25 protein-coding genes and 1 pseudogene are annotated in these 24,266 nt (G+C 71.8%); 18 read left to right on the forward strand and 8 right to left on the reverse strand.

Going from position 1 to position 24,266, the window contains the following annotated elements:
* Nucleotides 1-9 precede the first annotated feature (9 nt).
* The 10 genes from G569_RS0130015 (at nucleotide 10) to G569_RS64830 (ending at nucleotide 9,848) form a co-directional block, all read left to right on the forward strand.
* Nucleotides 10-456, forward strand: a complete 447-nt coding sequence (locus tag G569_RS0130015; RefSeq protein ID WP_028066161.1) for a winged helix-turn-helix transcriptional regulator — start codon at nucleotides 10-12, stop codon at nucleotides 454-456.
* Nucleotides 450-2,051 carry an adenine deaminase C-terminal domain-containing protein gene (locus G569_RS52735; RefSeq protein WP_053227171.1) on the forward strand — a complete coding sequence of 534 codons (1,602 nt, stop codon included), beginning with the start codon at nucleotides 450-452 and terminating at the stop codon, nucleotides 2,049-2,051. The genes G569_RS0130015 and G569_RS52735 overlap by 7 nt, the downstream gene beginning before the upstream one ends.
* On the forward strand, nucleotides 2,048-3,517 hold the full coding sequence (locus G569_RS0130025; protein WP_028066162.1) for a benzoate-CoA ligase family protein: 1,470 nt from the start codon (nucleotides 2,048-2,050) through the stop codon (nucleotides 3,515-3,517). Before G569_RS52735 ends, G569_RS0130025 begins: the two co-directional genes overlap by 4 nt.
* On the forward strand, nucleotides 3,514-3,867 hold the full coding sequence (locus G569_RS0130030; RefSeq protein WP_028066163.1) for a hypothetical protein: 354 nt from the start codon (nucleotides 3,514-3,516) through the stop codon (nucleotides 3,865-3,867). The genes G569_RS0130025 and G569_RS0130030 overlap by 4 nt, the downstream gene beginning before the upstream one ends.
* Nucleotides 3,864-4,529 (forward strand): SDR family oxidoreductase, encoded by a 666-nt coding sequence (locus tag G569_RS0130035; RefSeq protein ID WP_028066164.1) that lies wholly within the window; start codon nucleotides 3,864-3,866, stop codon nucleotides 4,527-4,529. Before G569_RS0130030 ends, G569_RS0130035 begins: the two co-directional genes overlap by 4 nt.
* 74 nt (nucleotides 4,530-4,603) lie before the next feature.
* On the forward strand, nucleotides 4,604-6,040 hold the full coding sequence (locus G569_RS0130040) for an aldehyde dehydrogenase family protein (protein WP_211233135.1): 1,437 nt from the start codon (nucleotides 4,604-4,606) through the stop codon (nucleotides 6,038-6,040).
* 2 nt (nucleotides 6,041-6,042) lie between these two features.
* Nucleotides 6,043-6,816: an enoyl-CoA hydratase/isomerase family protein gene (locus tag G569_RS0130045; protein ID WP_028066166.1), complete on the forward strand. Its 774-nt coding sequence runs from the start codon at nucleotides 6,043-6,045 to the stop codon at nucleotides 6,814-6,816.
* Nucleotides 6,809-8,023 carry an NAD(P)/FAD-dependent oxidoreductase gene (locus tag G569_RS0130050; RefSeq protein ID WP_028066167.1) on the forward strand — a complete coding sequence of 405 codons (1,215 nt, stop codon included), beginning with the start codon at nucleotides 6,809-6,811 and terminating at the stop codon, nucleotides 8,021-8,023. The genes G569_RS0130045 and G569_RS0130050 overlap by 8 nt, the downstream gene beginning before the upstream one ends.
* Before the next feature lie 92 nt (nucleotides 8,024-8,115).
* Complete coding sequence (locus G569_RS0130055) at nucleotides 8,116-8,436, forward strand: hypothetical protein (RefSeq protein WP_157592419.1); 321 nt, start codon at nucleotides 8,116-8,118, stop codon at nucleotides 8,434-8,436.
* Between the two features lie 47 nt (nucleotides 8,437-8,483).
* The gene (locus G569_RS64830; protein ID WP_053227172.1) at nucleotides 8,484-9,848 is read left to right on the forward strand and encodes a hypothetical protein; all 1,365 of its coding nucleotides are present in this window, start codon (nucleotides 8,484-8,486) and stop codon (nucleotides 9,846-9,848) included.
* Here the strand turns inward: G569_RS64830 and G569_RS0130065 are convergent.
* Nucleotides 9,845-10,984 carry an NAD(P)/FAD-dependent oxidoreductase gene (locus G569_RS0130065; RefSeq protein WP_028066169.1) on the reverse strand — a complete coding sequence of 380 codons (1,140 nt, stop codon included), beginning with the start codon at nucleotides 10,982-10,984 and terminating at the stop codon, nucleotides 9,845-9,847. The genes G569_RS64830 and G569_RS0130065 overlap by 4 nt on opposite strands.
* Before the next feature lie 83 nt (nucleotides 10,985-11,067).
* Between G569_RS0130065 and G569_RS0130070 the strand changes: the two genes are divergently transcribed.
* Entirely contained in the window at nucleotides 11,068-11,562 is a 495-nt protein-coding gene (locus G569_RS0130070; RefSeq protein ID WP_028066170.1) for a hypothetical protein, read from the forward strand.
* A gap of 80 nt (nucleotides 11,563-11,642) precedes the next feature.
* Here G569_RS0130070 and G569_RS52745 read toward each other — a convergent pair whose 3' ends face one another.
* On the reverse strand, nucleotides 11,643-12,623 hold the full coding sequence (locus G569_RS52745) for an LLM class flavin-dependent oxidoreductase (RefSeq protein WP_037500278.1): 981 nt from the start codon (nucleotides 12,621-12,623) through the stop codon (nucleotides 11,643-11,645).
* A 189-nt stretch (nucleotides 12,624-12,812) separates the two neighbouring features.
* Between G569_RS52745 and G569_RS61655 the strand changes: the two are divergent.
* Together G569_RS61655 and G569_RS61660 are read left to right on the forward strand one after the other, a co-directional pair.
* Nucleotides 12,813-13,592 (forward strand): annotated as a pseudogene (locus G569_RS61655) (AAA family ATPase); the annotation flags it as partial.
* 280 nt (nucleotides 13,593-13,872) lie between these two features.
* Nucleotides 13,873-14,955, forward strand: a complete 1,083-nt coding sequence (locus G569_RS61660; RefSeq protein ID WP_053227174.1) for a helix-turn-helix transcriptional regulator — start codon at nucleotides 13,873-13,875, stop codon at nucleotides 14,953-14,955.
* Here G569_RS61660 and G569_RS0130085 read toward each other — a convergent pair.
* Genes G569_RS0130085 through G569_RS0130095 form a run of 3 tightly spaced genes read right to left on the reverse strand, consistent with a single transcriptional unit; the run spans nucleotide 14,952 to nucleotide 18,482 of the window.
* On the reverse strand, nucleotides 14,952-15,329 hold the full coding sequence (locus tag G569_RS0130085) for a hypothetical protein (protein WP_157592421.1): 378 nt from the start codon (nucleotides 15,327-15,329) through the stop codon (nucleotides 14,952-14,954). The two genes, G569_RS61660 and G569_RS0130085, sit on opposite strands and share 4 nt — an antisense overlap.
* Nucleotides 15,326-17,860, reverse strand: a complete 2,535-nt coding sequence (locus G569_RS0130090) for a DEAD/DEAH box helicase (protein WP_028066172.1) — start codon at nucleotides 17,858-17,860, stop codon at nucleotides 15,326-15,328. The genes G569_RS0130085 and G569_RS0130090 overlap by 4 nt, the downstream gene beginning before the upstream one ends.
* A gap of 7 nt (nucleotides 17,861-17,867) precedes the next feature.
* On the reverse strand, nucleotides 17,868-18,482 hold the full coding sequence (locus tag G569_RS0130095) for an alpha/beta fold hydrolase (RefSeq protein WP_028066173.1): 615 nt from the start codon (nucleotides 18,480-18,482) through the stop codon (nucleotides 17,868-17,870).
* Nucleotides 18,483-18,537: 55 nt separating this feature from the next.
* Here G569_RS0130095 and G569_RS52755 point away from each other — a divergent pair, with 55 nt between their 5' ends.
* On the forward strand, nucleotides 18,538-19,623 hold the full coding sequence (locus G569_RS52755) for a sensor histidine kinase (RefSeq protein ID WP_053227175.1): 1,086 nt from the start codon (nucleotides 18,538-18,540) through the stop codon (nucleotides 19,621-19,623).
* Nucleotides 19,624-19,633: 10 nt separating this feature from the next.
* Entirely contained in the window at nucleotides 19,634-20,494 is an 861-nt protein-coding gene (locus G569_RS59280) for an SAM-dependent methyltransferase (RefSeq protein WP_053227176.1), read from the forward strand.
* On the opposite strand, the gene G569_RS0130110 is transcribed toward G569_RS59280, so the two are convergent.
* From G569_RS0130110 to G569_RS0130120, 3 genes are read right to left on the reverse strand one after another with little or no spacing between them, the layout of a single operon-like run.
* Nucleotides 20,491-21,213, reverse strand: a complete 723-nt coding sequence (locus tag G569_RS0130110) for a DUF429 domain-containing protein (protein ID WP_028066174.1) — start codon at nucleotides 21,211-21,213, stop codon at nucleotides 20,491-20,493. The genes G569_RS59280 and G569_RS0130110 overlap by 4 nt on opposite strands.
* Nucleotides 21,210-21,713 (reverse strand): gamma carbonic anhydrase family protein, encoded by a 504-nt coding sequence (locus G569_RS0130115; protein ID WP_028066175.1) that lies wholly within the window; start codon nucleotides 21,711-21,713, stop codon nucleotides 21,210-21,212. Before G569_RS0130115 ends, G569_RS0130110 begins: the two co-directional genes overlap by 4 nt.
* Nucleotides 21,710-22,447, reverse strand: a complete 738-nt coding sequence (locus G569_RS0130120) for an enoyl-CoA hydratase/isomerase family protein (protein WP_028066176.1) — start codon at nucleotides 22,445-22,447, stop codon at nucleotides 21,710-21,712. The genes G569_RS0130115 and G569_RS0130120 overlap by 4 nt, the downstream gene beginning before the upstream one ends.
* A 25-nt stretch (nucleotides 22,448-22,472) precedes the next feature.
* Between G569_RS0130120 and G569_RS0130125 the strand changes: the two genes are divergently transcribed.
* Genes G569_RS0130125 through G569_RS52765 form a run of 3 tightly spaced genes read left to right on the forward strand, consistent with a single transcriptional unit; the run spans nucleotide 22,473 to nucleotide 24,261 of the window.
* Complete coding sequence (locus G569_RS0130125) at nucleotides 22,473-23,144, forward strand: ferritin family protein (protein ID WP_053227177.1); 672 nt, start codon at nucleotides 22,473-22,475, stop codon at nucleotides 23,142-23,144.
* The gene (locus tag G569_RS0130130; protein ID WP_028066178.1) at nucleotides 23,141-23,854 is read left to right on the forward strand and encodes an alpha/beta fold hydrolase; all 714 of its coding nucleotides are present in this window, start codon (nucleotides 23,141-23,143) and stop codon (nucleotides 23,852-23,854) included. Before G569_RS0130125 ends, G569_RS0130130 begins: the two co-directional genes overlap by 4 nt.
* Entirely contained in the window at nucleotides 23,851-24,261 is a 411-nt protein-coding gene (locus G569_RS52765) for a PaaI family thioesterase (RefSeq protein WP_053227178.1), read from the forward strand. Before G569_RS0130130 ends, G569_RS52765 begins: the two co-directional genes overlap by 4 nt.
* The last annotated feature ends 5 nt before the right edge of the window (nucleotides 24,262-24,266 follow it).

Consider the following 24,266-nt stretch of genomic DNA (forward strand, 5'->3'; position numbering starts at 1 on the left):
TCGGCCGCCATGAAGCACCGGGCCTTGGATGAGGTGTACTGCTCGGTCGCGCGGACGTGGTCCGTGCTCGGAGACCGCTGGACGATGCTGGTCCTACGCGAGGCGTTCGCCGGGACGAGCCGGTACGACCGCTTCCAGACCAAGCTCGACATCGGGCGCACGCTGCTCTCCGACCGGCTCAACCGGCTGGTCGACGAGGGGATCTTCGATCGCGTCCGCTACAGCGAGAAACCCGAGCGCTTCGAGTACAAGCTCACGCGCAAGGGGCTGGACCTGTACCCGGTCCTGTTGTCGCTGATGGAGTGGGGCGACCGCTACAAGGTCGACGACCCGCCGGTCCGGCTGTTCCACAAGGCCTGCGGGGAGGAGGCGGACCCGCAGCTGGTGTGCAGCCATTGCGCCGAGCCGGTCGCGTACGGCGACCTGCGCGCCGAGTACGCGCCGGGCGCTTGGTAGTCCTGCGCGGCGGCACGGTCGCCGACGTCTACACCGGGACGTACGTCGACGCCGACGTGGTGATCGACCAAGGCCGGATCGTGTACGTCGGGCCGGATGCGCCCGACGCCGACACCATCGACGTTCGCGGCAAGGTCGTCGTCCCCGGCTACATCGAGCCGCACGCCCACCCGTGGTGCCTGTACGGGCCGAGCTCCCTGCTCGAGGTCGCGATCCCCGACGGCACGACGACGCTCGTCTACGACAACCTCTTCTTCTTCCTCTCGCACGGGGTCGACGGGCTGCGAGCGATCGTCGACCAGATGAACGCCGCGCCCGCCCACGTCAAGTGGGTGGCGCGGATCGCGGCCCAGACGGCGCTCGAGCAGGACGCGTTCGACCCCGGCACGGTGTCGCGGATGCTCGACTGGCCGGAGGTCGTCGCGTCCGGCGAGATCACGAACTGGTTCGGCGTCACCCGCGGCGTGTTCGACCGTGGCATCGCCGCCGCCAAGGCCGTGCGCAAGCGGGTCGAGGGTCACAACGCCGGCGCGTCGCCGCGGCGCCTGAACGCGTTGAGCGCCAAGGGGATCTCCGCCGACCATGAGGCGATCACCGGCGAGGAGGCGTTCCAGCGCCTGCGGCTCGGCATGTGGACGATGCTGCGCCAGTCCTCGCTGCGGCCGGACCTCGAGCCGATGCTGCGGGAGCTGCTGCCCGTGGTCGATCAAGCGCGCCGTCTCATGTTCACCACGGACGGCGCCGTGCCGAGCTTCTATGCCGAGAACGGCCTGATCGGCGGCTGCCTGCGGATCGCCAGCGGCCTCGGCCTCGATCCGATGCGGGCGCTGCAGATGGCGACGATCGACCCGGCGACGTTCCTCGGCCTCGACGAGGAGCTCGGCGGCGTCGCGCCCGGCCGCCGCGCCACGCTCAACGTGCTCAGCGAGAAGGACGCCTGGCGCCCCGAGTTGGTGCTCGTCGACGGCGAGATCGTCGCCCGCGAAGGCGAGCTCACCGCGACGACCCCCGACCTGGACTGGCCCGCCGGCCCGAAGCTGACGCCGCCGCCCGCGATCACGCCGCTCACCGGCGTGCAGCCCGTCGCCCGCTACGAGAGCGCCGTGATCAACCGCCGTGTGGATCGCGAGGTGACGCCCTCGGACCTCCAGGCCGTGCTGGTCGGCCGCGACGGCAGCTGGCAGACCCGCGGCGTCGTCGACAACTTCCTCGACACACCCGGCTTCGCGACCACCGCGACCACGAGCCTCGAGTTGCTCGTGCTCGGCACCGACCCCGACGCGATGCTGCGCGCCGCCCGCAAGGTCGCCGACATGGGCGGCGGCTTCGCCTTCGACGGCGGCTGGTCGGCGCCGCTGGAGATCGACGGCCTGATCAAGCGCGGGAGCTTCAAAGACGCGCTCGCGGTCGAGCGCGAGCTCGCCGAGCACATGCACGCGGCCCGCCACCCGTTCCACGATCCGCTGTACTCCCTGTTGTTCGCCTCCGGCGACTTCCTGCCTGAGGTCCGGCTGACCCCGAGAGGAGTGCTCGAAGTGAAGACCCGGACTGTCCTAGAGGGTCCGTCACGAATTGATACGGTCTCGCCGCGATGATGAACTCCGGGACGCTCGTCGACCGGCGGCTCGAGGCCGGCCACGGCGAGAAGGTGGCGATCCGCTGCGCGGGTGAGGAGATCACGTACGCGCAGCTGCACGGCCGGATCTGCGCGGCCGGCACGTTCCTGAACGAGCTCGGCATCGGCCGCGAGGACCGCGTGCTGATGGTCCTCGACGACACGCCCACGTTCCCCACGCTGTTCCTGGGGGCGATGCGCATCGGCGCGGTACCGGCGCCGGTCAGCTTCCTCGACACGACCGAGAACTTCGCCCACTACGCCCGCGACAGCTACGCGAAGCTGATCGTCGCCGAGGACCACCTGCTCGAGCGGCTCCCGGCGGGCGCGATGTCGCGCACCGCGTTCGAGGAGCACCTGCGCAAGCACGAGGGGCTCACCGACCCCGCCGACGTCCACCCCGACGACATGGCCTTCTGGCTGTTCAGCGGCGGCAGCACCGGCTTCCCCAAGGGCGTCGTGCACCTGCACCACGACATCCCGTACACCTGCGAGACGTTCGCCAAGGAGATCCTGGAGATCTCGCAGCAGGACGTCACGTTCAGCTCGACCAAGCTCTACCACGCGTACGGGCTGGGCAACAACCTGACGTTCCCGTACTGGGTGGGCGCGACGACGGTGCTGCGGATGGGCAAGCCGGACCCGCGCGGCCTGCTGGAGACCGCGCAGGCGAACCAGCCGAGCCTGTTCTTCAGCGTCCCCACGCTCTATGGCGCGATGGTCAACCTGCCGGACGCCGCCGACTACGACCTGAGCAGCGTCCGCTTCTGCGTCTCGGCGGCCGAGCCGCTCGCCCCCGAGGTCTACCGCCGCTGGAAGGCCGCGTTCGACCTCGACATCGTCGACGGCATCGGGTCGACCGAGATGCTGCACATCTACTGCTCCAACCGCCCCGGCGCCGTCAAGCCGGGGACGAGCGGGAAGCCCGTGCCCGGCTACGAGCTGGTCCTGCTCGACGAGCTCGGCCAGCCGGTGCCGCAGGGCGAGGTCGGCAATCTGTACGTGCGCGGTGACTCCGCGCTGGCCTACTACTGGCATCAGCACGAAAAGACCAAGGCGGCGATCAAGGGCGACCTGTTCTTCACCGGCGACCGCTATCGCGAGGACGCCGACGGCGACTACGTCTACGAGGGCCGCGCCGACGACATGATCAAGATCGGCGGCCTGTGGGCGAGCCCGATCGAGATCGAGAACGCGCTCGTCGAGCACCCGCGGGTGCTGGAGGCGGCCGCGGTGGGTGTCGACGCGGACTACACGACCCGCGTGAAGGCGTTCGTGATCGTGCGCGGCGAGTCCGGCGATGAGTCGCTCGTGCTCGAGCTGCAGGAGTGGTGCAAGACGCGCCTGCGCCGGTACGAGTTCCCGCACTTCATCGCGTTCGTCGACGAGCTCCCGAAGACGCCGACGGGCAAGATCCAGCGCTACAAGCTGCGGGAGGAGGCGTGATCTTCACCGCGCCACCCGTCCAGGACTGGGCCGAGGTCGAGACGGCGCTCACCGCCGCGTTCCAGCGCGCCCAGGAGGCGGCGCGGGGCGAGGAGCCGATCGTGTTCGTGCTCTCCCAGGCCGACCTGCTCGGCCAGGCCGGCGCGCCGGGGGCGATCCTGGCCAACGCCCTGCTGAGCGGCATGCGCACGCTCGCCGCCGAGGGCCACAAGGCCAACGCGGTCGCGGTCGGCACGGATGCCGATCCGGAGGACCTCCAGCACTGGATCGCGCTGCTCGAACAGGGCCGCGGCGTCGCCGGCGAACTCGTCCGTGTGCACGCGGCGCACGTGGGCAAGATCCAGGTATGAGCGTCGCGATCGTCACCGGCGCCGCCCGCGGCATCGGCGCGGCCGTCGCGGATCGCCTCGAACGCGACCACGACGTGCTGCGCGTCGACCTCGACCCGAGCGTCGACGGCGTCGTCGCCGACGTCACCAAGCCCGAGGACCGCGCACGCATCCTCGACGCCGTCGACGGCGAGATCGGCGTGCTCGTCAACAACGCCGGCATCACCAAGGACGCCCGGATCGTGAAGATGACCGAGGAGCAGTTCCTCGCGGTCATCCGCGTCAACCTCGGCGCGGCCTATCAGCTCACGACCGCCGCCATCCCGCGCTTCGCCGAAGGTGCGAGTGTCGTCAGCCTCGCCAGCCGCGCCTATCTCGGCAACTTCGGCCAGTTCAACTACAGCGCCTCCAAGGGCGGGCTGGTCGGCATGACCCGCGCGCTGGCCCTCCAGCTCGCGCCGAGGGTCCGCGTCAACGCCATCGCCCCGTCGCTCACCGCATCCGAGATGACCAAGGCGATGCCCGAGAAGGTGCTGGACAAGATGATCGCGAGCATCCCGCTCGGCCGCATGGGCGAGCCGGAGGAGATCGCGGAGACGATCGCCGCGCTGGCCTCGCCGGCGATGGCGTACGTGACGGGTCAGGTCGTGGTCGCCTGCGGCGGCCGCTCCCTCGCCCCTTGAAACCTAAAGCCCACCTAAAGGGTCTGACCCCTTAGGTGGGCTTTAGAAACCCGGAGGAACAGAACATGGCATCAATGCTGATAGCGGGAGAGAAGACCGAAGGGTCGGCGGGCGAGGGCATCGACGTCGTCGATCCCGCGACCGAGGAGGTCATCGAGAGCGTCCCGCGCGGCGGAGCGAAGGACGTCGACGCGGCGGTCCAGGCCGCGCACAAGGCGTTCAAGGACTGGCAGAAGACCGACGCCGAGGACCGGGCGAACCTGCTGCGCAAGGCGATCGCGCTGATCGAGCGCGACCGCAAGGACCTGACGATGTCACTGGTCCACGAGCAGGGCAAGCCGGTGACCGAGGCGGGCGGCGAGATCCACCACCTGATCCACGGCCTCAACTACTACGCGGACCTCGCGACCAAGGTCAAGGGCTCCTACCACGAGCTGCCGAGCGCGCTGTCCAAGGCCTACGGCATGGTGATCAAGCGCCCGATGGGCGTCGTCGCCGCGATCGTCCCGAACAACTTCCCGCTGACGCTGCTGGGAACGAAGCTCGCGCCGGCGCTGATGGCGGGCAACACGATCGTCGTCAAGCCCGCGGCGACCACCCCGCTGACCACGCTCAAGATCGCCGACCTGCTGCTCGAGGCCGAGTTCCCGCCCGGCGTCGTCAACGTCATCACGGGTCGCGGCTCCGAGGTCGGCGACGCGCTCGTCACCCACGACCTCGTCCGCCGCGTCGCCTTCACGGGCTCGACCGCGGTCGGCCGCCACATCATGGGCCTCGCCGCCCCGAAGCTGAAGCGCATGACGATGGAGCTCGGCGGCTCGGACCCCGTGATCGTCGCCCCCGACGCCAACGTCAAGGCCGCCGCGCGAGGCATCGCGATCGGCCGCTTCTGGAACTGCGGTCAGATGTGCCTCGGCGGCAAGCGGATCTACGTCTTCGACGAGGTCTACGACGAGCTGCTCGAGCAGCTCACCCGCACGGTCTCCAAGTACGAGCCCGGCCTCGGCTGGGAGAAGGCCGAGAAGCCGGCGATCCGCGTCGGCCCGCTGCACACCGCCGAGGGCCGGACCGAGATCCGCGAGCAGCTCCAGGACGCGCTCGATACCGGCGGCGAGCTGCTGCTCGGCGGCGACGACGTCGACGGCAAGGGCTACTTCGTCAAGCCGACGATCGTCGCCAACCCGGCGCAGGACTCGCGCGTCGCCCGCGAGGAGACCTTCGGCCCGCTGCTGCCGGTCTGGCGGGTCTCGAGCCTCGATGAGGCGATCGAGCGCGCCAACGACTCCGAGTACGGCCTCGGCGCGTCCGTCTGGACCAACGACGTGCGGATCATCCACCGCGTCGCCAACGAGGTCGAGGCGGGGATGAAGTGGGTCAACCAGTTCCACTACGGCTACGACGAGCTGCCGTTCGGCGGCGTCAAGCAGTCGGGCTACGGCAAGGAGCACGGCGCCGAAGGCCTGGATTACTACCTCGAGGACACGGCGGTCGTCGTGGGAGGGCTCGAATAACCATGGCGGTCACGTTCTCCGCGGACGGCGCGGTCGGTTTCATCACCCTCGACAAGCCGCCCGCGAACTCCTACGACTTCGACTTCATGGAGGAGATGGGCGCCGCGGTCGACGCGGCGGCCGCCGACGACACCGTGAAGGTCGTGATCGTCCGCTCCGCCTCGAAGAAGTTCTTCTGCGCCGGCGCGGACATCAAGGCCTTCCTGGCCAATGACACCGCCGGCAACATGAAGATGATCAGCCGCGGGCACGAGGCGCTCGCGGCGATCGCCAAGGTGCCGAAGGTCTTCATCGCCCAGATCGAGGGCCACGCGCTCGGGGGCGGGCTGGAGATCACGCTCGCGTGCGACCTGCGCTTCGGCGCCCGCGGCTCCTACAAGCTCGGCGTGCCGGAGGTGACGCTGGGGCTGCTGCCGGGCAACGGCGGCACGCAGCGGCTGTCGCGGCTGATCGGCGCGCCCAAGGCGTTGGACCTGATGGTCACGGGCCGCGCGATCAGCCCGGGGGAAGCCCACAATCTCGGCGTGTTGAACCGTTTGTGGGCGGCGGACGTCATCGCCGAGAAGACGCTCGAGTATGCGACCGGTCTGGCGAACGGCGCCACGGCGGCGATCGGCGAGATCAAGCTGACCACCTACGAGGGCCTGGAGCTTCCGATCGCCGACGCGCTCGCCCGCGAACGCGACGGAATCGAGAAACTGTTCGCCACCGAGGACGCGAAGGAGGGTCTGAGCGCGTTCGCCGAGAAGCGAAAGGCGGAGTTCAAAGGTGTCTGAGCGAGAAGTCGACTTCCTGATCATCGGCGGCGGCGACGCCGGGTTCTCCGCCGCCCGCACCCTCCGCGAGGAGGGTGCCGAGGGGTCCATCACGGTCGTCAGCCGCGACCCCGACCCGCCGTATGACCGCACCGCGGTCTCCAAGGGCTACCTCGGCGGCGAGAAGGCGAAGGCCGAGACGTTCCTCGGCGGCGAGAACTGGTTCGCGGAGAACGACGTCGAGCTGCTCACCCGCACGAGCGCGATGAAGCTCGACACCGATGCGCACACGGTGGCGCTCGCCAACAAGGACGTCATCAAGTACGGCAAGCTGCTGCTGGCGACGGGCGCGAACGTCCGCCGCCTGCGGATCGACGGCGCGGAGCTCGACGGCATCCACTACCTGCGCGCGCTCGGCAACGCCGACAGCATCCGTTCCGACACCGAGAACGCCGAGCACGTCGTCCTCGTCGGCGGCTCCTACATCGCCACCGAGGTCGCCGCCACGCTGACCGCCCTCGGGCGCAAGTGCGCGCTGGTCATGCAGGAGGACATCACCCTCGAGCGCACGTTCGGCAAGACCGCCGGCGGCTACTTCCAGAAGGTGCTGACCGACCACGGCGTCGAGATCCACGGCGGCGAGGACGTCGAGCGCTTCGAGGGCGAGGGCCGCATCCAGGCCGTCGTCACCAAGGCGGGCAACCGGTACGCCGCGGACGCGGTGATCGTCGGCGTCGGCGTGACCCCGGACGTGATGCTGGCCTCGAAGGCCGGCTTGGAGATCGGCGAGCGCGGCGGCGTCAAGACCGACGCGACGCTCGCCGCGAGCGCCCCCGACGTCTTCGCCGCGGGTGACATCGCCGAGTACGACAGCCCGATCCACGGCGCTCACGTCCGCATCGAGCACTGGGACGTCGCCGAGCAGCAGGGCAAGACCGCCGCGTTGGGCATGCTCGGCAAGCCGCAGCCGCACGAGGTCATCCCGTACTTCTTCTCGGACCTGAGCGACTGGACCTGGATGGAGTACGTCGGCCCCGCGTACGGCTGGACCGAGGAGATCGTCCGCGGCTCGGTGGACGAGGGCAAGTTCACGGTGTGGTATCTCGACGGAGACCGCCTCGCGGCGGCGCTGAGCGTCGACCGCTCCGACGACCTCGAGCGGGCCCGCGAGCTGATCGCCTCACGCGAGCCCGTCGACCGGGAGGAACTCGCCCGCGTTCCCGACTGACGTCAAACGCCGTTGACAGAACTCTGACAATCGTCCAGGGGCGCGTCGCCGCGGTCGTGGCGATGGTCCGCAATGGCGAAGCATCGTCCATGATGACATCGCTTCGTCGCGGCGGGCTCGCCGTCGCTGCCACCGCCCTCGCGATCGGCGTCGGCGCACCCTCCGCGTCCGCCGCTCCTGGAGTCTGCAATCAGGCCAGCCCGCACTGGCTCGGCGGCGGTCTCGTCGCGCTCGACACACCCGTGAACAGCCCGGCGGCGCGCTACACGGTCGACATCGGCAAGCTGCCGTCCAACGCCGCAGGGTTGTTCACGGCCGCCGCCAAGTCGCCTTCGCTGACGGTCTGCGACGGCGGCAGCGTCACCGTGATCGACGACGGCACGCCGATCCCGGTGGATGTCGGCCTCGGCTAACCGCCTGGACACATCCTGAGAGGCGTCGGGCGCTTGAGTGGCGCCCGATGCGACTCCTCATCCCCATCCTTGCCGCCGCCTCGCTGGCCGTGGCCGCGCCGGCGCACGCCCAGACCACGCTCGCGGTCATCGGCGACGTCCCCTACGGCGCCGAGCAGATCGCCGGCTTCCCGACTGACATCGCGGAGATCAACGCGGACCCGGCGGTCGGGCGCGTCGTCCACCTCGGCGACATCAAGGACGGCAGCTCGCGCTGTGACGACTCCTACTTCGCGGCCCGCCTCGCCGACTTCCAGCGCTTCGCCGACTCCTTCATCTACACGCCCGGCGACAACGAGTGGACGGACTGCCACCGGGCCAACAACGGCGGCTACCTCCCGACGGAACGGCTCGACGCCATCCGCCGCACCTTCTTCCCGGTGCACGGGCGCACCCTCGGCGCGGGCACGGAGACCGTCGCCTACCAGTCCGACGCGTTCCCGGAGAACGTCCGCTGGACGCAGTCGCGGGTGACGTTCGCGACGGTCCACGTCGTCGGCTCCGACGACAACCAGGCGACGTGGTACGGCGACCGCGTCGTCGACGGTGTGCGCAAGCCCGAGACGGCCGAGGAGCGGGCGCTGCGCGTCCAGGAGTACACGACGCGCGAGGCCGCGACGCTCGCCTGGATCGACGCGGCGTTCGACGCCGCCGAGCGCGACGGCTCCGCCGCCGTGGCGATCGGGCTGCAGGCCAACATGGGCGGCCAGAGCGCGTTCGCGCCGATCCAGGCGAAGATCGCCGAGCGCGCGACGCGGTTCGGCAAGCCCGTGCTGCTGATGGAGGGCGACTCGCACCTGTTCCTCGTCGACCGCCCCGCGGGCATGCCGGCCAATGTCACCCGCTTCGTCGTCCAGGGCTCGACGAACATCCCGCGCCTGTGGCTGCGCCTGCACGTGGACGGGGACGCCGCCCAGCCGTTCTCCTGCGAGAACGTCGAGTACCGCACGGGCAAGACGACGCCGTGCCCGGCTCCGCTGGCTCCCATCGCCACCGCGAAGAGCACCGCCGGTGGAACGGTCGCTCCGACGCTCTCCTTGACGCTCGGCGCACCCGCGTCGTTCGGCGCCTTCGTCCCGGGCGTCGCGGCCGACTACACCGCGTCGACCACGGCCACGGTCACGAGCACCGCCGGCGACGCGACCTTGAGCGTCGCCGACCCGAGCGCCACCGCCACCGGCAAGCTGGTCAACGGAACGTTCGCCCTGACCACGCCGCTGCAGGGCCTCGGCGCCGTCAAGGCGTGGACCGCGCCGACGTCCAACGAGGTCGTGCCGATCACGTTCAAGCAGTCGATCGCGGCCAACGAGCCGCTGCGCACCGGCACCTACGCCAAGACGCTGACCCTCACGCTCTCCACCACGAACCCCTAGAGCCCGAACCAGCGCGCCCGGCGGGTCGCGCCGAACTGCACCTTCTCGGCGGCGTACGCGCCCGACGGGTCGTTGCGTTGGGCCACCGCCGCCGGGCCGCTGAGAAAGTCGACCTCGACCTTGCTGACGAGGCCCTCGCCGAACTCCGCGTAGCAGATGCCCGACCCGCCGTACGGGTCAGGGGCGTCGCCGCCGGCGATCGTCGCGGCGATGTCATCGGCGACGACCAGCGCGGCCGACTCGGCGAAGATCCCGGCCTTCGGGACGGTGCGCGGGCCGGTGCATACGTCGCCGATCGCGTAGACCTGCGGGAACTGGGTCCTGAGATTGGTCTGGTCGACCGGCACCCAGCCGTTGACGGCCAGGCCCGCGGCCGCGAGCGGGTCGGGCGCGCGGTGCTTCGGGATGCCGACGAAGAGATCGTAGGAGAGCGTTTCGCCGTCCGCGAGCTGCGCGGTGCGCGTGGCCGGGTCGATGCTCGTGACGAGGGTCTGCGAGCGCTCCTCGATGCCACGCGCGGCGAGCCCTTCGCGGAACATCTGTGACACCTCGCCGGTCACCGGGACCGGGCGCTGCATCGGGAACGCCGAGATCAGTTCCACGGAGTCGCGGATGCCGCGCTGCGCGAAGTACTCGTGCAGCAGGAACGCGCCCTCGAACGGGGCCGGCGGGCACTTGAAGGGCTGTCCCAGCACCGAGACGACGACCCTGCCGCCGTCGAAGCCGGGGAGCGCGTCGCGCAGCCGCTCCGCGCCGGCGACGGTGTAGTACTCGAACCCGCCCTCCTCGAGGCCGGGCGTCGCGGCCATGTCGTAGTCGGCGCCCATCGCCACCACGAGGAAGTCGGCCTCGTAGGTGCCCGCGTCGGTGGTCACATGCCGGGCGGCGGGATCGATCGCGGTCACCGTCTCCTGGCGGAACTCGACCCCGGGCTTGACGAACGCGCTGTAGGGCAGGCGCACGCTGTCGGCGGTCTCCCGGCCGAGCATCACATCGAGCTTGGAGTACCCGAACACGAACGCGTCGTTGCGGTCGAGCAGCGTGACGCGAACGTCGTCCTGCAGCGTCTCCGAGAGGCGCGTCGCGAGTTCGAGGCCGCCGAATCCGGCGCCGATGATCAGGACATGTCGCTTCACGGGATGACCCTACACGGGTCCGCCGTGAAGGATGTGGACGTTCCCTGAGCCGGTCGGCTCGAAGGTACAGCGACCGCGGCGGGGTGGCCGCCGGACGGGCGGCCTGGCAGGAGCTCCTGGGGTCGGCGGGCTTCGTCTTCTTCCCCGCGGGCGCGACGCAGAACTACGCCGTGGGGATCGAGATCGGCGCGTTCGACGCGCTGACGCTGACCGCGCCGGCCGGCTCGCCCGCCGCCGGCTCCGCCGTCACCGTCGACGTGCCGGCCCGCGACCACGGCGACGCGCTGTCGGGCCGCCTCGTGCGTTACGCGATCGCCGGCGCCAACCCGCAGTCGGGGACGGTCACCACGACCGGCGCCGGAACGAGCGCGATCTCGTGGTCCGGCGTGCGCCCGGGCACCGACGCACTCCACGCCTTCCTGGCATCGCGGGTGCGGCCCAAGACGGGCGACGCCGTGCTGCGTCTCCGCGTGCCGGCGCCGCGCCGAAGGCTGCGGGCACCGTGCGCGTCACGGTCAATCCCGATCGGACGGCGCTGCGGACCCTGCGCCGGAGCGGCCGCCTCGCGACCGCGGTGATGCTGACCTTCACTCCGGCGGGCGGGTCGCCGCGCACGATCTCACTGCCGCTGGTCCTGCGCCTCGCTCGCTGAGCCCGCTCAGGTCCGGCTCGGCACGCGCTCCGCTGTCGTCGCGAGGCCGACGAGCGCGGCCAGCTCCTCCTCCGGGCGGCCCGGAGGCAGCACCAGCTGCACGCTGTCGGCCCCGGCCGCCGCCCACGCCGCGAGCTGCTCGGGCAACTCGTCGTAGGTGCCGAACAGCGTGACCTCGCGCGCCAGCTCCTCGGCCGCGGGCGGCAGCTCCTCGCCCGCGCCCTGGAGCGCCGCGACCGTCGCCGCGTCGGAGAACCGGCCGAGCAGCCGCGGATAGATCGGGCCCATGCGGGTGGTGTACGTCGTCAGCCACCACGCCGCCAGGCGGCGGGCATGCTCGAGGTCGGGGCCGAGCGCGACCGGCAGGGCGACCGTCATCCGCGTGGGGCGCGGGACCTCGGCACGCGCCTCGCCTTCGTCCAGCAGCGCGCGCCCCTCGCTCAGCCGCGAGCGAGCCCACAGGAACGGCGCCCACGCGTCGGCCAGCTCCCCGGCCACCCGGACCGACTCGTCGGCCAGGGCCGCCAGCGCGATCGGAACGGGCACGTCGGGCAAGGCTCCGAGCCGCAGCGGCCGCGCGCCCGGAGCCGGGTTCGGCAGACGCTCGTCGGCGAGCAGCGCCCGCACGGCGGTCAGCGTCTCGCGCACGTGCGCGACCGGACGCTCCCAGCGCACCCCGTGCAACCCTTCGGTCAGCGGCGGGCTGCCCGCGCCGAGGCCGAGCGAGAAGCGCCCGGCGGACGCCCGCTGCAGGCCCGCCGCGGCGAGGGCGATGCTCGCGGGTGTCCGGCCCCAGACGGAGAGCACGCCCGTGCCCAGCTCGACCCGCGACGTCTGCGCCGCCAGCTCCGCGACGAGGATCGTCGCGTCGTGCGTCCACGCCTCCGCGACACCGACGCTGTCGAGGCCGAGCGCATCGGCCTGGCGGGCGAGCCGCAGGATCGTGTCGACGCGGGTCTCGAAGGGGGTGAACGCGATACCGGTCATCGCCTCCGATCGTCGCGCCCGTCCGCCACGCGCGCAATCGGGAGCACACCCTGAACTTTCCTTGACTCCGCGCCCGCCGTCGCATAGGAAGCGCCGATGAGCGCGGGAGCGGCGATGGGGCCGGGTGTGGAGATCGTCGCGACGAAGTTGCATGCGCCGACCGTGAACACGGGGTTCGTGCCGCGCGACATGCTCGTCGTCCGGCTCGCGTCGGGCGTCAGCGGCCGGCTCGTGCTGGTCTCGGCGCCCGCGGGCTGGGGGAAGACGGTGCTGCTCGCGCAGTGGCGGCACGCGGAGCAGGACCACCGGCCGTTCGCGTGGGTCTCGCTCGATCCGGCCGACGACGACCCCGTGCGGTTCTGGAGCTACGTGGTGGCGGCGCTGCGGACGGTCGTGCCCGGGTTCGGCGGCGGTGTGCTGGCCGCGCTGCCGAACGCCGGTCCCGCCCTGAACGCGATCGTGCTTCCGCGACTGATCAACGAGCTCGCGGAGCTGCCTGAGCCGGTCGTGCTCGTCCTCGACGACTACCACGAGCTGCGCGACGAGCTCGTGCACACGTCGGTCGCGTACCTGCTGCAGCACGCGCCCCGCACGCTGCAGATCGCGCTCGCCACCCGCGTCGACCCGCCGCTGCCGCTGGCGCGGCTGCGCGCCGCCGGCGAGCTGACCGAGATCCGCGCGGCCGACCTGCAGTTCGACGCGCCGGAGGCCGAGGCGCTGCTCAACGGCTCGCTCGCGCTGGGCCTCGAGCCCGGCGACGTCGAGCTGCTGCACGCGCGCACCGAGGGGTGGCCGGCGGGGCTGCAGCTCGCCGCGCTGTCACTGCGCGGCGTCGAGGATCGCGCCGCCTTCATCCGTACCGGCGGGGACCGGCAGATCGCGGACTACCTGCGCGAGGTGCTCGAGAGCGTCACGCCGCGGCTGCGCGACTTCCTCCTGCACACGTCGATCCTCGAGCGGATGTGCGCGCCGCTGTGCGCCGCGGTCACGGGCGACGACGACGCGGCGTCACTGCCTCACCGAGGCGCATCGCTCGAACCTGTTCCTGGTCGCGCTCGACGATCGCGGGCACTGGTATCGCTACCACCACCTGCTGCGGGAGCTGCTCCACCACGAGCTCGCCCAGCGCGACCGGGCGCTGCTGCGCGATCTGCACGCCCGAGCGTCGGCCTGGCACTGGCGGGCGGGGAACATCGACGAGGCGATCACCCACGCGATCGCCGCGGACGAGACCGACAGCGCGAGTGACATGATCGCCGCGCACTGGCAGCAGGTCGCTCAGGGCGACCCGCGGGTGGTCGACCGTTGGCTGAAGGCGCTCGACCAGGACGTGATCGTCGCGGATGCCCGGCTGTGCATCGCTCTGGGCTGGACGTCGATGCTCACAGGCCGCTTCGAGGCCGTCGAGCCGCTGCTCGAGGCCGCGGAGCGCAACCCGCTCCGCGGCGCCGCCCCGGACATGCTCGGCACGCTCTCCGGCAAGGTCGCCCTCACCCGCGCGTCGCTGGCCTACATGCGCGGGAACGTCGGCCGCACGGAGGCGATGGCCGCCATCGCCGCGGAGGAGGAAGCGCCCGCGGCGCGGTTCCTCGCGGGCATGATGCTCGGCGCCGCCCGGTACTTCGCGGGCGACCGCGACGCTGCCGTCGCGGCGCTCGAGCCCACCCACTTCGCCCTGCAGCAGGCTCCCCAGCCGCAGATGCTGCTCACGACGCTCGGCCTGCTCGCCGCGGCGCGGCTCGATGCCGGCGACACGGACACGGGCACCCGGCTGGTCACCGAGGCGGAACAGCTGATCGACGAGTTCGGGTTCGCGGAGGCTCCCACCGCGTCGCTGGCCCACACCGCCGCGGGGATGCTCGCCGAGACCCGCGGCGACCTCGACGAGGCCGACCGCCTCTACGAGCGTGCCGCGGTGCTCGCGGCTCGCGCCGCGTGGCCGCTCGACCACGCCCACGCTCTGCTCGCCCAGGCCACGATGCGCCGGCGGCGGCGCGATGTCAGCGGCGCCCGCGCGTTGGCCCGCGAGGCGCGCGCCGTCGTCGACGCCTGCCCCGACCCCGCTGCGCTCGCGGACCGCCTGGCGGCGCTCGAACGCGCGCTCCAGCTCGCTCCGGGCGCCCCGCGCGACCGGCTCGACGAGGAGCTGAGCGAACGCGAGCTGACCGTCCTGCGGCTCCTTGCGACCGAGCTGTCGCAGCGCGAGATCGGCAACGAGCTGTTCGTCTCGCTGAACACCGTCAAGAGTCACTCGCGCACGCTGTTCCGCAAGCTCGGCGTGTCGAGCCGGGCCGAAGCCGTCGAGCGCGGGCGCGAGCTCGGGTTGCTCTAGCTGTTGCGCACCGCGTCGGCCGCGGCGAGCAGCGTCGCCGCCAGCCGTTCGTGCTCCACGACCTCGGCGCAGAGCTCGATGTTGCGGGCGAGATGCTCGAGCGGGAAGTCCCGCGCCACCAGCACGCCCGCGAGCCAGAGCATGTTCTTCTGGAGGCTGGCGAACCCACGCAGGTCGAGCACGGCCCAGTTGAGCGTGTGCAGCGTGTCGTGGATCTCCCACGGCATCGCCGCGTCGCCGTAGCGCTCGAGGTCCTCCGGGAACTCGGCGAAGTAGCGCTCGGCGACCGCTTCGGCCCAGGGCGTGAGCTCGATGCGCTCGCCGTCGAGCTCCGCGGTGCGCGGCGGTGGCATGCCGGCCGGTGGGCGCGTCATGTGTGCGAGAAGGATCGGGTGCGGATCACGGGCTCGCCGGCGGCGTCGGAGGCGTCGAGGTCGACCGTGGCGACGATCGACCAGTCGTGGTTGCCCTCAGGATCGTCGATGATCTGCCGCACTGTCCACTCGCGGGCGTTCCCCGGCTCGATCAGCAGCAGCCCCGGCGCCCGCGCCTCCGGCCCGTCGCCGAGGTTCTCGTACTCGTCCCAGTACGCGCCCAGCGCCTCCTCCCAGGCGTGCGCGTTCATCACGGCCTTGCCGGGCAGATCGCTCTCGAGCGCGGCGAGGTCGTAGTAGCGGTCGCGCGCCGCGAGCTGCACGCGCTGGAACATCGCGTTGCGGATCATCACGCGGAACGCGCGCTCGTTGGCCGTGATCGGTCGTGGCGGGGCGATCGGCTCGCCCGCGGCGGCAGCCTCCGCGGCACGGGCGACGGACTCGGGGTCCGTCAACGCCTCCCACTCGTCCAGGAGGGAGGAGTCGATCTGGCGGACGGTCTCACCGAGCCACTCCTCGATGTCATCGAGCTCCTCGGTCTTCACGCGGTCCGGCACGGTCTGGCGCAGCGCCCGGTAGGTGTCGCTCAGGTAGCGCAGGACGAGACCTTCGGCGCGGGCGATGCCGTAGTAGGCGATGAACTCGGTGAACGTGCGCCCCCACTCGTACATGTCGCGCACGACGGACTTGGGGGAGAGGTCCGAGTCCAGCACCCACGGGTGGGTCTCGCGGTACAGCGCCAACGCCGTGCGCAGCGGCTCGTCGAGCGGCTTCGGGTACGTGATCTCCTCGAGCAGCTTCATCCGCTCCTCGTACTCGATGCCATCCGCTTTCATCTGCTGGATCGCCGCGTCCTTCTCCTTCTTGGTCTGCGCCATCAGGACCGGGAACGGGTCGTCGAGGATCGACTCCACGACCGACAGCACGTCGAGCGCGAAGGTCTCGGACTCGGGGTCGATCAACTCGAAGGCCTGCTGCGCGAACGACGCCAGCGGCTGGTTGAGCGCGAAGTCGTCCTGCAACGCCGGCGCGAGCTGCAGCGTGCGGCCGTACTCGTCGGGCTCTTCGAGCCACTCGAGCACGCCGGAGGTCAGCAGCTCCTCCTGCAGCGACGCGGCCTGCGTGGAGAGGCGGGTGCGCCCGCGCTCGTCCTCGTGGTTGTCCTCCATCAGCTCGCGGATCGCGACCGCGGGGTCGCGGGCCTGGTTGATGACGTTGAGCAGCATCGCGTGGTTGACCCGCATCCGCGACTGCATCGGCTCCGGCATCGCGGTGCGCAGCCGCTCATAGGTGTCCTCGGTCCAGCTGACGACGCCCTCGGCGGCCTTGACCTTCTGCACCCGCTTGAGCTTCTTCTCGTCGCCCGCCGCCTTGGCCACGCGGCGCGCGTTCTCGATCGTGTGCTCGGGCGCCTGCACGACGACGTAGCCGGCGGTGTCGAACCCGGCGCGGCCGGCGCGGCCGGCGATCTGGTGGAACTCGCGCGACTTCAGGAGCCGGTGGTTGGTGCCGTCGAACTTGGCCAGGCCGGTGAAGACGACCGTGCGGATCGGGACGTTGATGCCGACGCCGAGCGTGTCGGTGCCGCAGATCACCTTCAGCCGGCCGGTCTGCGCGAGCTGCTCGACGAGCCGCCGGTAGCGCGGCAGCATCCCGGCGTGGTGGACGCCGATGCCACTGCGCACGAGCTTGGACAGCGTCTTCCCGAAGCCTGCGCTGAAGCGGAACGCGCCGATCGTCTCCGCGATCGCCTCGCGCTCCTCGCGGGTGCACAGCTTGGCGGACAGCAGCGACTGCGCGGTCTCCAACGCCGACGCCTGGGTGAAGTGCACCACGTAGGCCGGGACCTGGTCGACGCGCACGAGCTCCTCCAGCAGCTCGTGCAGCGGGGCGAGCGACCAGTTGAAGTGCAGCGGCACGGGGCGCTCGGCGTCGTCGACCAGCGCGGTCTCGCGGCCGGTGCGGCGGGTGAGGTCCTCGCGCAGCGCCTTGACGTCGCCGAGCGTGCCGCTCATCAGCAGGAACTGGGCCTGGGGCAGGGAGAGGATCGGGACCTGCCACGCCCACCCGCGCTGCGGCTCCGCGTAGAAGTGGAACTCGTCCATCACGACCTGGCCGATGTCCGCGTCCGCGCCCTCGCGCAGCGCGATGTTGGCCAGGACCTCGGCCGTGCAGGCGATGATCATCGCCCGCGGGTTCACCGACGCGTCGCCCGTGAGCATCCCGACCCGGTCGGCGCCGAAGATCGCGCACAGCTGGAAGAACTTCTCGCTCACGAGCGCCTTGATCGGCGCCGTGTAGAACGTGACGCGGTCGTCGGCGAGCGCGGCGAAGTGCGCCGCGACCGCGACGGTGGACTTGCCGGAGCCGGTCGGCGTGGCCAGGATCACGTTGTTGCCGCTGAACAGCTCGATCGCGGCCTCTTCCTGGTGCGGGTAGAGGCTCAGGCCCTGCGACTCCGCCCACTCGGTGAACGCCTCATAGACGGCATCGGCATCCGGCTCGCTCGGGAGGACATCGATGAGCCGCATTGGAGCCTTAGAGAGTACGAGCGAGCTCCTCGGGCCGCACGAGCGCGGGCATGTGGCCGGTGGCGATCGGCTCGGCCTCGACGCCGAGCCGCTCGCGCGCGAGCCGCTGGATGAACGGGTACGGGAACAGGCGGTCGTGCAGGCCGGCGATCACGCGGATCGGGACGTCCGGCCACTTGTCGAGCGGCCACCGGTCACCGAACGGCTTGTCCTCCTGCCTGGGCTCGCCCCGCTCGCGGGCCTGTCGGCAGATGGTCTCGGGGACATCGTGGAAGAACGTCTCCCACTCGTCGAACGGCGGCGCGCCCGCATCCGGCAGGCCCGAGGTGGTCCACCACTCGCCGGGGGTCTCACCGGGCGCGGGGATCATCGGGGCGACGAGGATGATGTTCTTGATGTCGAGGTCGGCCATCGGCGCGGAGAACGCGCCCATCGACTGCGCGACCAGCGTGACCTTTTCGCGGTCGCCGGCCGCGGCGGTGATCGCGTCGGCGTAGTCCTGCAGGCCGGCGTCGGGGTCGCCGGTAGGGAGCTCGACGGCGATCGCGTCGTCGAGCAGCGGCGCGACGAGGTGCCAGTACCAGGCTTCCCCACCGGCGCCGGGAACGAGAACGTGGGTCATGGTTTCTAGGACGGTTTACCCGGCCCGGATTCATCGGCCGCTATCACTCGGGGGCGTGAACGTCGAGCGAGCGCTGCGTGAGGTGGCCGTCCTGGTGGCGCGTGGCGTCGCCCCGGAGGAGGTCTTCGACGCGATCTCCGAGCAGGCCGCGCGGGTGTGCGGCGTGGGTGCGGGCGGGGTCGTGCGGTTCGGGGCTGACGGCGCGGCGCTGGTCGGGCGCTGGGGGGAGCTCGCGCGCGAGGCCTTGCCGCCCGGGATGAGCTTCGCTCTGGACGGCGGCGGCGCCTTGACGCTGGTGCGCGAGACGGGCCTGCCGGCGCGGTTCGACGACTACGCGGTGGCCGTCGGTGCGATGGGCGCGCTGCTGCGGCCGAGCGGGCTGCGGGCGAGCGCGGCGGCGCCGGTGACGGTCGAGGGCGCGGTCTGGGGAGCGCTGATCGTGTCCGCGTTCCACTCCGAGACGCTGCCGGTGGACACCGAGGAGGCGCTGGCGGCGTTCACCGAGATCGTCTCGATCGCGGTCGCGGGCGCGGACGCGCGGGAGCGGCTGCTCGAGTCGCGCGCCCGCTTGGTGCGGACCGCCGACGAGGAGCGGCGGCGTCTGGAGCGCAACCTGCACGACGGGGCGCAGCAACGGCTCGTGAGCGCGCGGCTGGCGTTGCGGATGCTGCGCCCGCGGGTGGATGACGTCGCGGCCGTCGACGCGATCCTCGAGGAGCTCGGCAAGGCGCACGAGGAGCTGCGGGAATTGGCGCGGGGACTGCACCCGGCGGCGTTGTCGCGTGGCCTGGAGGCGGCGATCGGCGCGCTCGCGACTCGGGCGTCCGTCCCGGTCGAGTACTCGGTCGTCGACGAGCGGTTCGCGCCCGAGCTGGAGATCGCCGTCTACTACGTCGCCTCCGAGGCGCTGACGAACGCCGCCAAGCACGCTTCCGCCTCGGTGGTGACCGTGTCGGTGAGCGTTGTGGACGGCTCGTTGGTCCTGGTCGTGGCCGACGATGGGCGCGGCGGCGCGGTCGCGGGCGGCGGCTCGGGGCTCGTGGGGCTGCAGGATCGGGTCGAGGCGCTGCGCGGGCGGCTGAGCGTGACGAGCCCGGTCGGTGCGGGGACGACCTTGCGCGCGGAGTTTCCACTGGCGTAGGTTCCCCGCCATGGCGTTCCCGGAGGCCATGGCGACCTTGACGCGGCTGGTGGCGCAGACCGAGGCGCTGGCTGCGCTGGGCGCGCGGCTGCGGGACGACGTCGAGCTCGATCCCGCGATCGCGGCCGCGCTCGACGGCGTCGTGGAGGAGCTGGGGATCGACCCCGCCGCGCTCACCCCGGCCGAGCGGACGATGATCGGCTCGTTCGCCCGCGCGTTCCTGCGCCAGGCCGTTGATCTCGTCGACCACCCCGAGCGCCCGCCCGGCTGGGCGAACGAGGACGCGGGCGTCGTCGTGCCGCTCGGGCGCGGGTCGGCGTCCGTCGCGGGAGCGTTCGCGTGCGTTCCCGAGCTCGATGCGGCCTTGTCGCGTCCCGATGCGGTGTTCCTCGACGTGGGGGCGGGTGTCGCGGCGCTGTCGGTCGCGGTCTGCCGCCAGTGGCCGGGCGTGCGGGTCGTCGGCCTGGAGCCGTGGCCGTTCGCGCTCCAGCACGCCCGCGAGACCGTGCGCGGGTTCGAAGACCGCGTCGAGTTGCGCGAGCTGCGCGTCGAGGAGATGACCGACGAGGCGGCCTTCGACGTGGTGTGGCTGGCGACCCCGTTCATCTCGCCCGCAGCCATCCCGGCCGCCCTCGAGCGGACGGCTGCCGCCTTGAAGTCCGGCGGCATCGCGATCTACGGGCTCTTCGACGGCCCGCCCGATCCGCTGTCGCAGCGGCTCATCGCGCTGCGCACGACCCGTTACGGCGGCGCGCTGGTCAGCGAGGCGGAGGCCTGCGCGCTGCTGGACGCCGCCGGCTTCGCCGAGACGCGTGAGGTGCCGCGAACCTGGCCGGCGCCGGTGCGGTTGGTGCTCGGCACGAAGGCCTAGCGGGCCGGCAACCCGCCCAGTGCGTCCTCGTCCGGCAGGTGAATCCAGCCCTCGCGTGCGGCGACGGCGCGCATCGCGGCGGGCGGCCGTCGCGTTCTGCCGGTCGCGGCCGCGCGCGCGATCAGCGCGCAGACCAGCGCATCGAGCGCGTGGTCGGTGCGGGCGAGCTCGACCCGCTGCTCGTCGTCGAGCACGAGCAGTCCCGGCGCGAGGGCCTCGACCAGCCGCTCACGCGCGGACCGGTCGCGCTTGTAGCCGGTGCTGTCGAGCTTCCAGCGCCTCAGCGCCGCGCCGGGGTAGACCTCGAAGTGCGGGCCGTCGACGCGGTCCACACTGCCCAGCCGGCTCAGGATCGTCACGGCGCGCATCGCACACATCGCGATGCTGTCGGCGGACACCGACAGGGGCCACTTGCCGGTCTGCTCGTGAATCCACAGGTCGGTCGCGCGCAGCCGGAGCGGCCGGCGGGTCTCGTCGCCCAGGGGCGCCGGCCACGCCTCGCCTTCGGCCCAGCGACGGATCGCGTCTACGAACGTCGTCGGCCAGCCGAACGGCGCGTCGATGCCGGTCGCGTCCGCGTCGGCGGCGAGGCGCACGATCTCGTCGTCGCCGACCCCGACCCGCAGGTGCTCGATCGTGCACCGGCCGGCGTGCCACCGCGTCAGGCAGACCGCGGTGCCGGCGTCCTGCGAGGCGACGTCGACGCCGAGCGTCCTCACCGCATGTAGCGCAGGCGCTTGGACTGGTACTCGCGGGCGGCGGTCTCGACCCAGCGCTGCGAGCTGCCCGCGAGCTCCTTCTTGACCTTCGCGGGGACGCCGGCGGCGAGCACGCCGTCCGGGATCTGCGTGCCCTCGCCGACGACGGCGCCGGCGGCGATCAGGGAGTTGGCGCCGACGGTGGCGCGCTGGAGGACGATCGCGCCCATGCCGACGAGCGCGCCGTCGCCGATCACGCAGCCCTCGAGCATCGCCATGTGGCCGACGGTGACGTTCTCGCCCACGAGCGTGGGGAGGTCGTCGGCGCAGTGGATGACGCAGTTGTCCTGGACGTTGGAGCCCTTCCCGATGACGATCGAGCTGTTGTCGCCGCGCAGGACGGCGCCGAACCAGATGCTCGCGCCCGGGTGCACGGTCACGTCGCCGATCAGGACCGCGGTGGGGGCGATGAACGCGTCGTCCGCGACCTGCGGGGTCTTGCCGTCGAGCTCGATGATCATCGCTCCCGCACCGCCTTCTTGTGCTCGTCGGTTCCGATCAGCAGCGACTGCGCGAGGCCCTCGGCGACCATGCCGCTCTCCAGGTCCACGTTGCCCGCGAGCCACAGGAGACGCTTGGCCGCCGCGTAGGCTTGGGGGGAGCGCTTGAGCATCAGCGTCACGCGCTCGCGGGCGTTCGCGAGCAGCTCCTCGTCGGGCACGACCGCGGTGACCAGGCCGACCGCATGCGCCTCGGCGGCGCTCAGCTCCTCGCCGCCGAGCAGGACGTCGCGCGCGCGGGCCTGACCGATCAGCTTCACGAGGCGGGTGACACCGCCGTGGCTGGGGATGATCCCGAGGCGGCCCTCGCGGTAGATGAAGCGGGCGGACTCCGCCGCGAGGCGGACGTCGCAGACGAGCGCGAGCTGCGTGCCCGCGCCGGTGACCGGCCCGTTGATCGCGGCGACGGTCGGCTTCTCCAGCCGCTCGAGCAGCGTGATCAGCGACGTCAGGCGATGGCTGTCGTGGCGGAACTCGCGCGGGTCCCAGTCGCGGTCGAAGCGGCTCAGGTCGCCGCCGGCGCTGAACGCCTTGCCCTCGCCGGTCAGGATCAGCGCGCGCACGGCGGGATCGTCGGCCGCTGCTTCGAAGGCGGCTCGCAGCGCGGCCGCCAGCTCGCCGTCGATCGCGTTGCGCCGCTCGGGGCGCGCGAGGGTGACGGTGAGGACGCCGTCCTCGGTCTCGGTGCGCAACATGCCCCCGATGCTACGGTCGCGGCCCGTGTTCGCGAGCTACGAGCACTTCCTGGACATCGCCGCCTCCGTCCAGTGGGACGAGCGGGAGATCTCGCTGCGCGCCGACGCGCGGGCGTGGCCGCGGGTCGCCGGCGCGCGGCTGACCGAGCTCGTCGCCGGCTTCTGCGTGGGCGAGGCGGGGGTGGCGGAGCATCTCGCGGTCTTCGCCGACGGGCCCGCCGCGGCGTGCTTCGCCGCGCAGCAGCGCGACGAGGAGCGTCACGCGCGGTTCTTCGCCCGCTACGCGGCCGCCGTGGGTCTCTCGGACCCGCGTGCGCACGTGTCGCCCGCGTTCGTCGAGCTCTTCGAGGTGCGTCTGCCGGAGGTCGTCGCGGGTGCGCCGGGAGAGGCGGTCGGGCTCTACCACATGGTGCTGGAGGGCGTGGTGTTCACGGCGGGTCAATTGCTGTTGCTCGACCTGCTGGATGGTGTTCCGCTGCCCGGCCTGCGGCAGGGCGTCGAGCTGGTGCTGCGCGATGAGCGCTGGCACGTCGGCTTCGGCGCCCGCTGCCTGGCGGACCTCGACTACGACGAGGCGGCGATCCTCGCCGAGGGCTCGCGCGCCGCGGCGCTGTGGGCGCCCGAGTACGCGGAGCGGGTGATGAACGGCCTCCGGAGCCGCCTGCGCGCCGTCCGCCGACAGGCGGCAGTGGCATGAACCTCGAGGTGCACGAGCGACCCGGGACCGAGCCCGCGCTCGTGTTCCTGCACGAAGGCCTCGGCTCGGCCGCGCTCTGGCGGGACTTCCCGGATCGGTTGGCGCGCGCCACCGGCCGGCGCGCGCTGGTCTACTCCCGCGCCGGTCACGGGCAGTCCGACCTTCCCGACGAGGACCGCACGCCGGAGTTCATGCACGAGGAGGCGCTCGACGTCCTCCCGGGGCTCCTCTCCAACGCGGGGATCGAGAGGCCCGTACTCGTCGGCCATAGCGACGGCGGGTCGATCGCGCTCATCCACGCGTCGCAGCATCCGGTGTCGGCGTTGGTCCTGCTGGCTCCGCACGTGTTCGTCGAGGACGTCACGGTGGCGAGCATCGAAGAGGCGCGCGAGACGTTCGCCGCCTCGGACCTGCGGGAGCGGATGGCCCGCTACCACCGCGATCCCGAGCGCACGTTCCGGCTCTGGAACGACATCTGGCTCGCACCCGAGTTCCGGGGGTGGAACATCGAGGACGTGCTCGGGAGCGTGTACGCCCGCACGCTGCTCATCCAGGGCGAGCACGACCAGTACGGGACGCTGGCGCAGATCGAGGCGATCGAGCGCGGGGTGTCGGGCCCGGTACAGAGGACGGTGCTCGACGCCCGCCACGCGCCGCACCTCGAGGCGCCGGACGAGACCGTGCAGGCGATCGTCGACTTCCTTTCGTGAGCCTCGAAGACCGGTTCGTCGTCCCGTTCGAGGACAGCTTCGACGCCCGGTACGGGCTGGAGTACACGAGCCCGACGACGGGGCGGGTGGCGGTGCGGTCCGATCACCTCGGCGTCGACGGGACGGTGCGCAGCGGCGTGTACGCGGCGATGGCGGAGTCGATCGCGTCCACCGGCACCGCGGTCGAGGTCGTCCCGGCCGGCTTCTTCCCGTCCGGGTTGAGCAACTCCACCTATGTCGTGGGCGACTGTTCTGACGGCGTCCTTGAAGCGGTCGCCCGCTGTCGCGCGCGGGGCGAGCTCGAGTGGTTGTGGGACGTGGAGATCGGCCCGCCGGGCGGAGATCCGACGGCGATCGCCGTCGTCGCGATCGCGGTCCGGCCCATGCGCCCACGGGAAGATGTTTGAGGACG

Origin of the sequence: Solirubrobacter soli DSM 22325, from assembly GCF_000423665.1 — a bacterium.
Taxonomy (GTDB): domain Bacteria; phylum Actinomycetota; class Thermoleophilia; order Solirubrobacterales; family Solirubrobacteraceae; genus Solirubrobacter; species Solirubrobacter soli.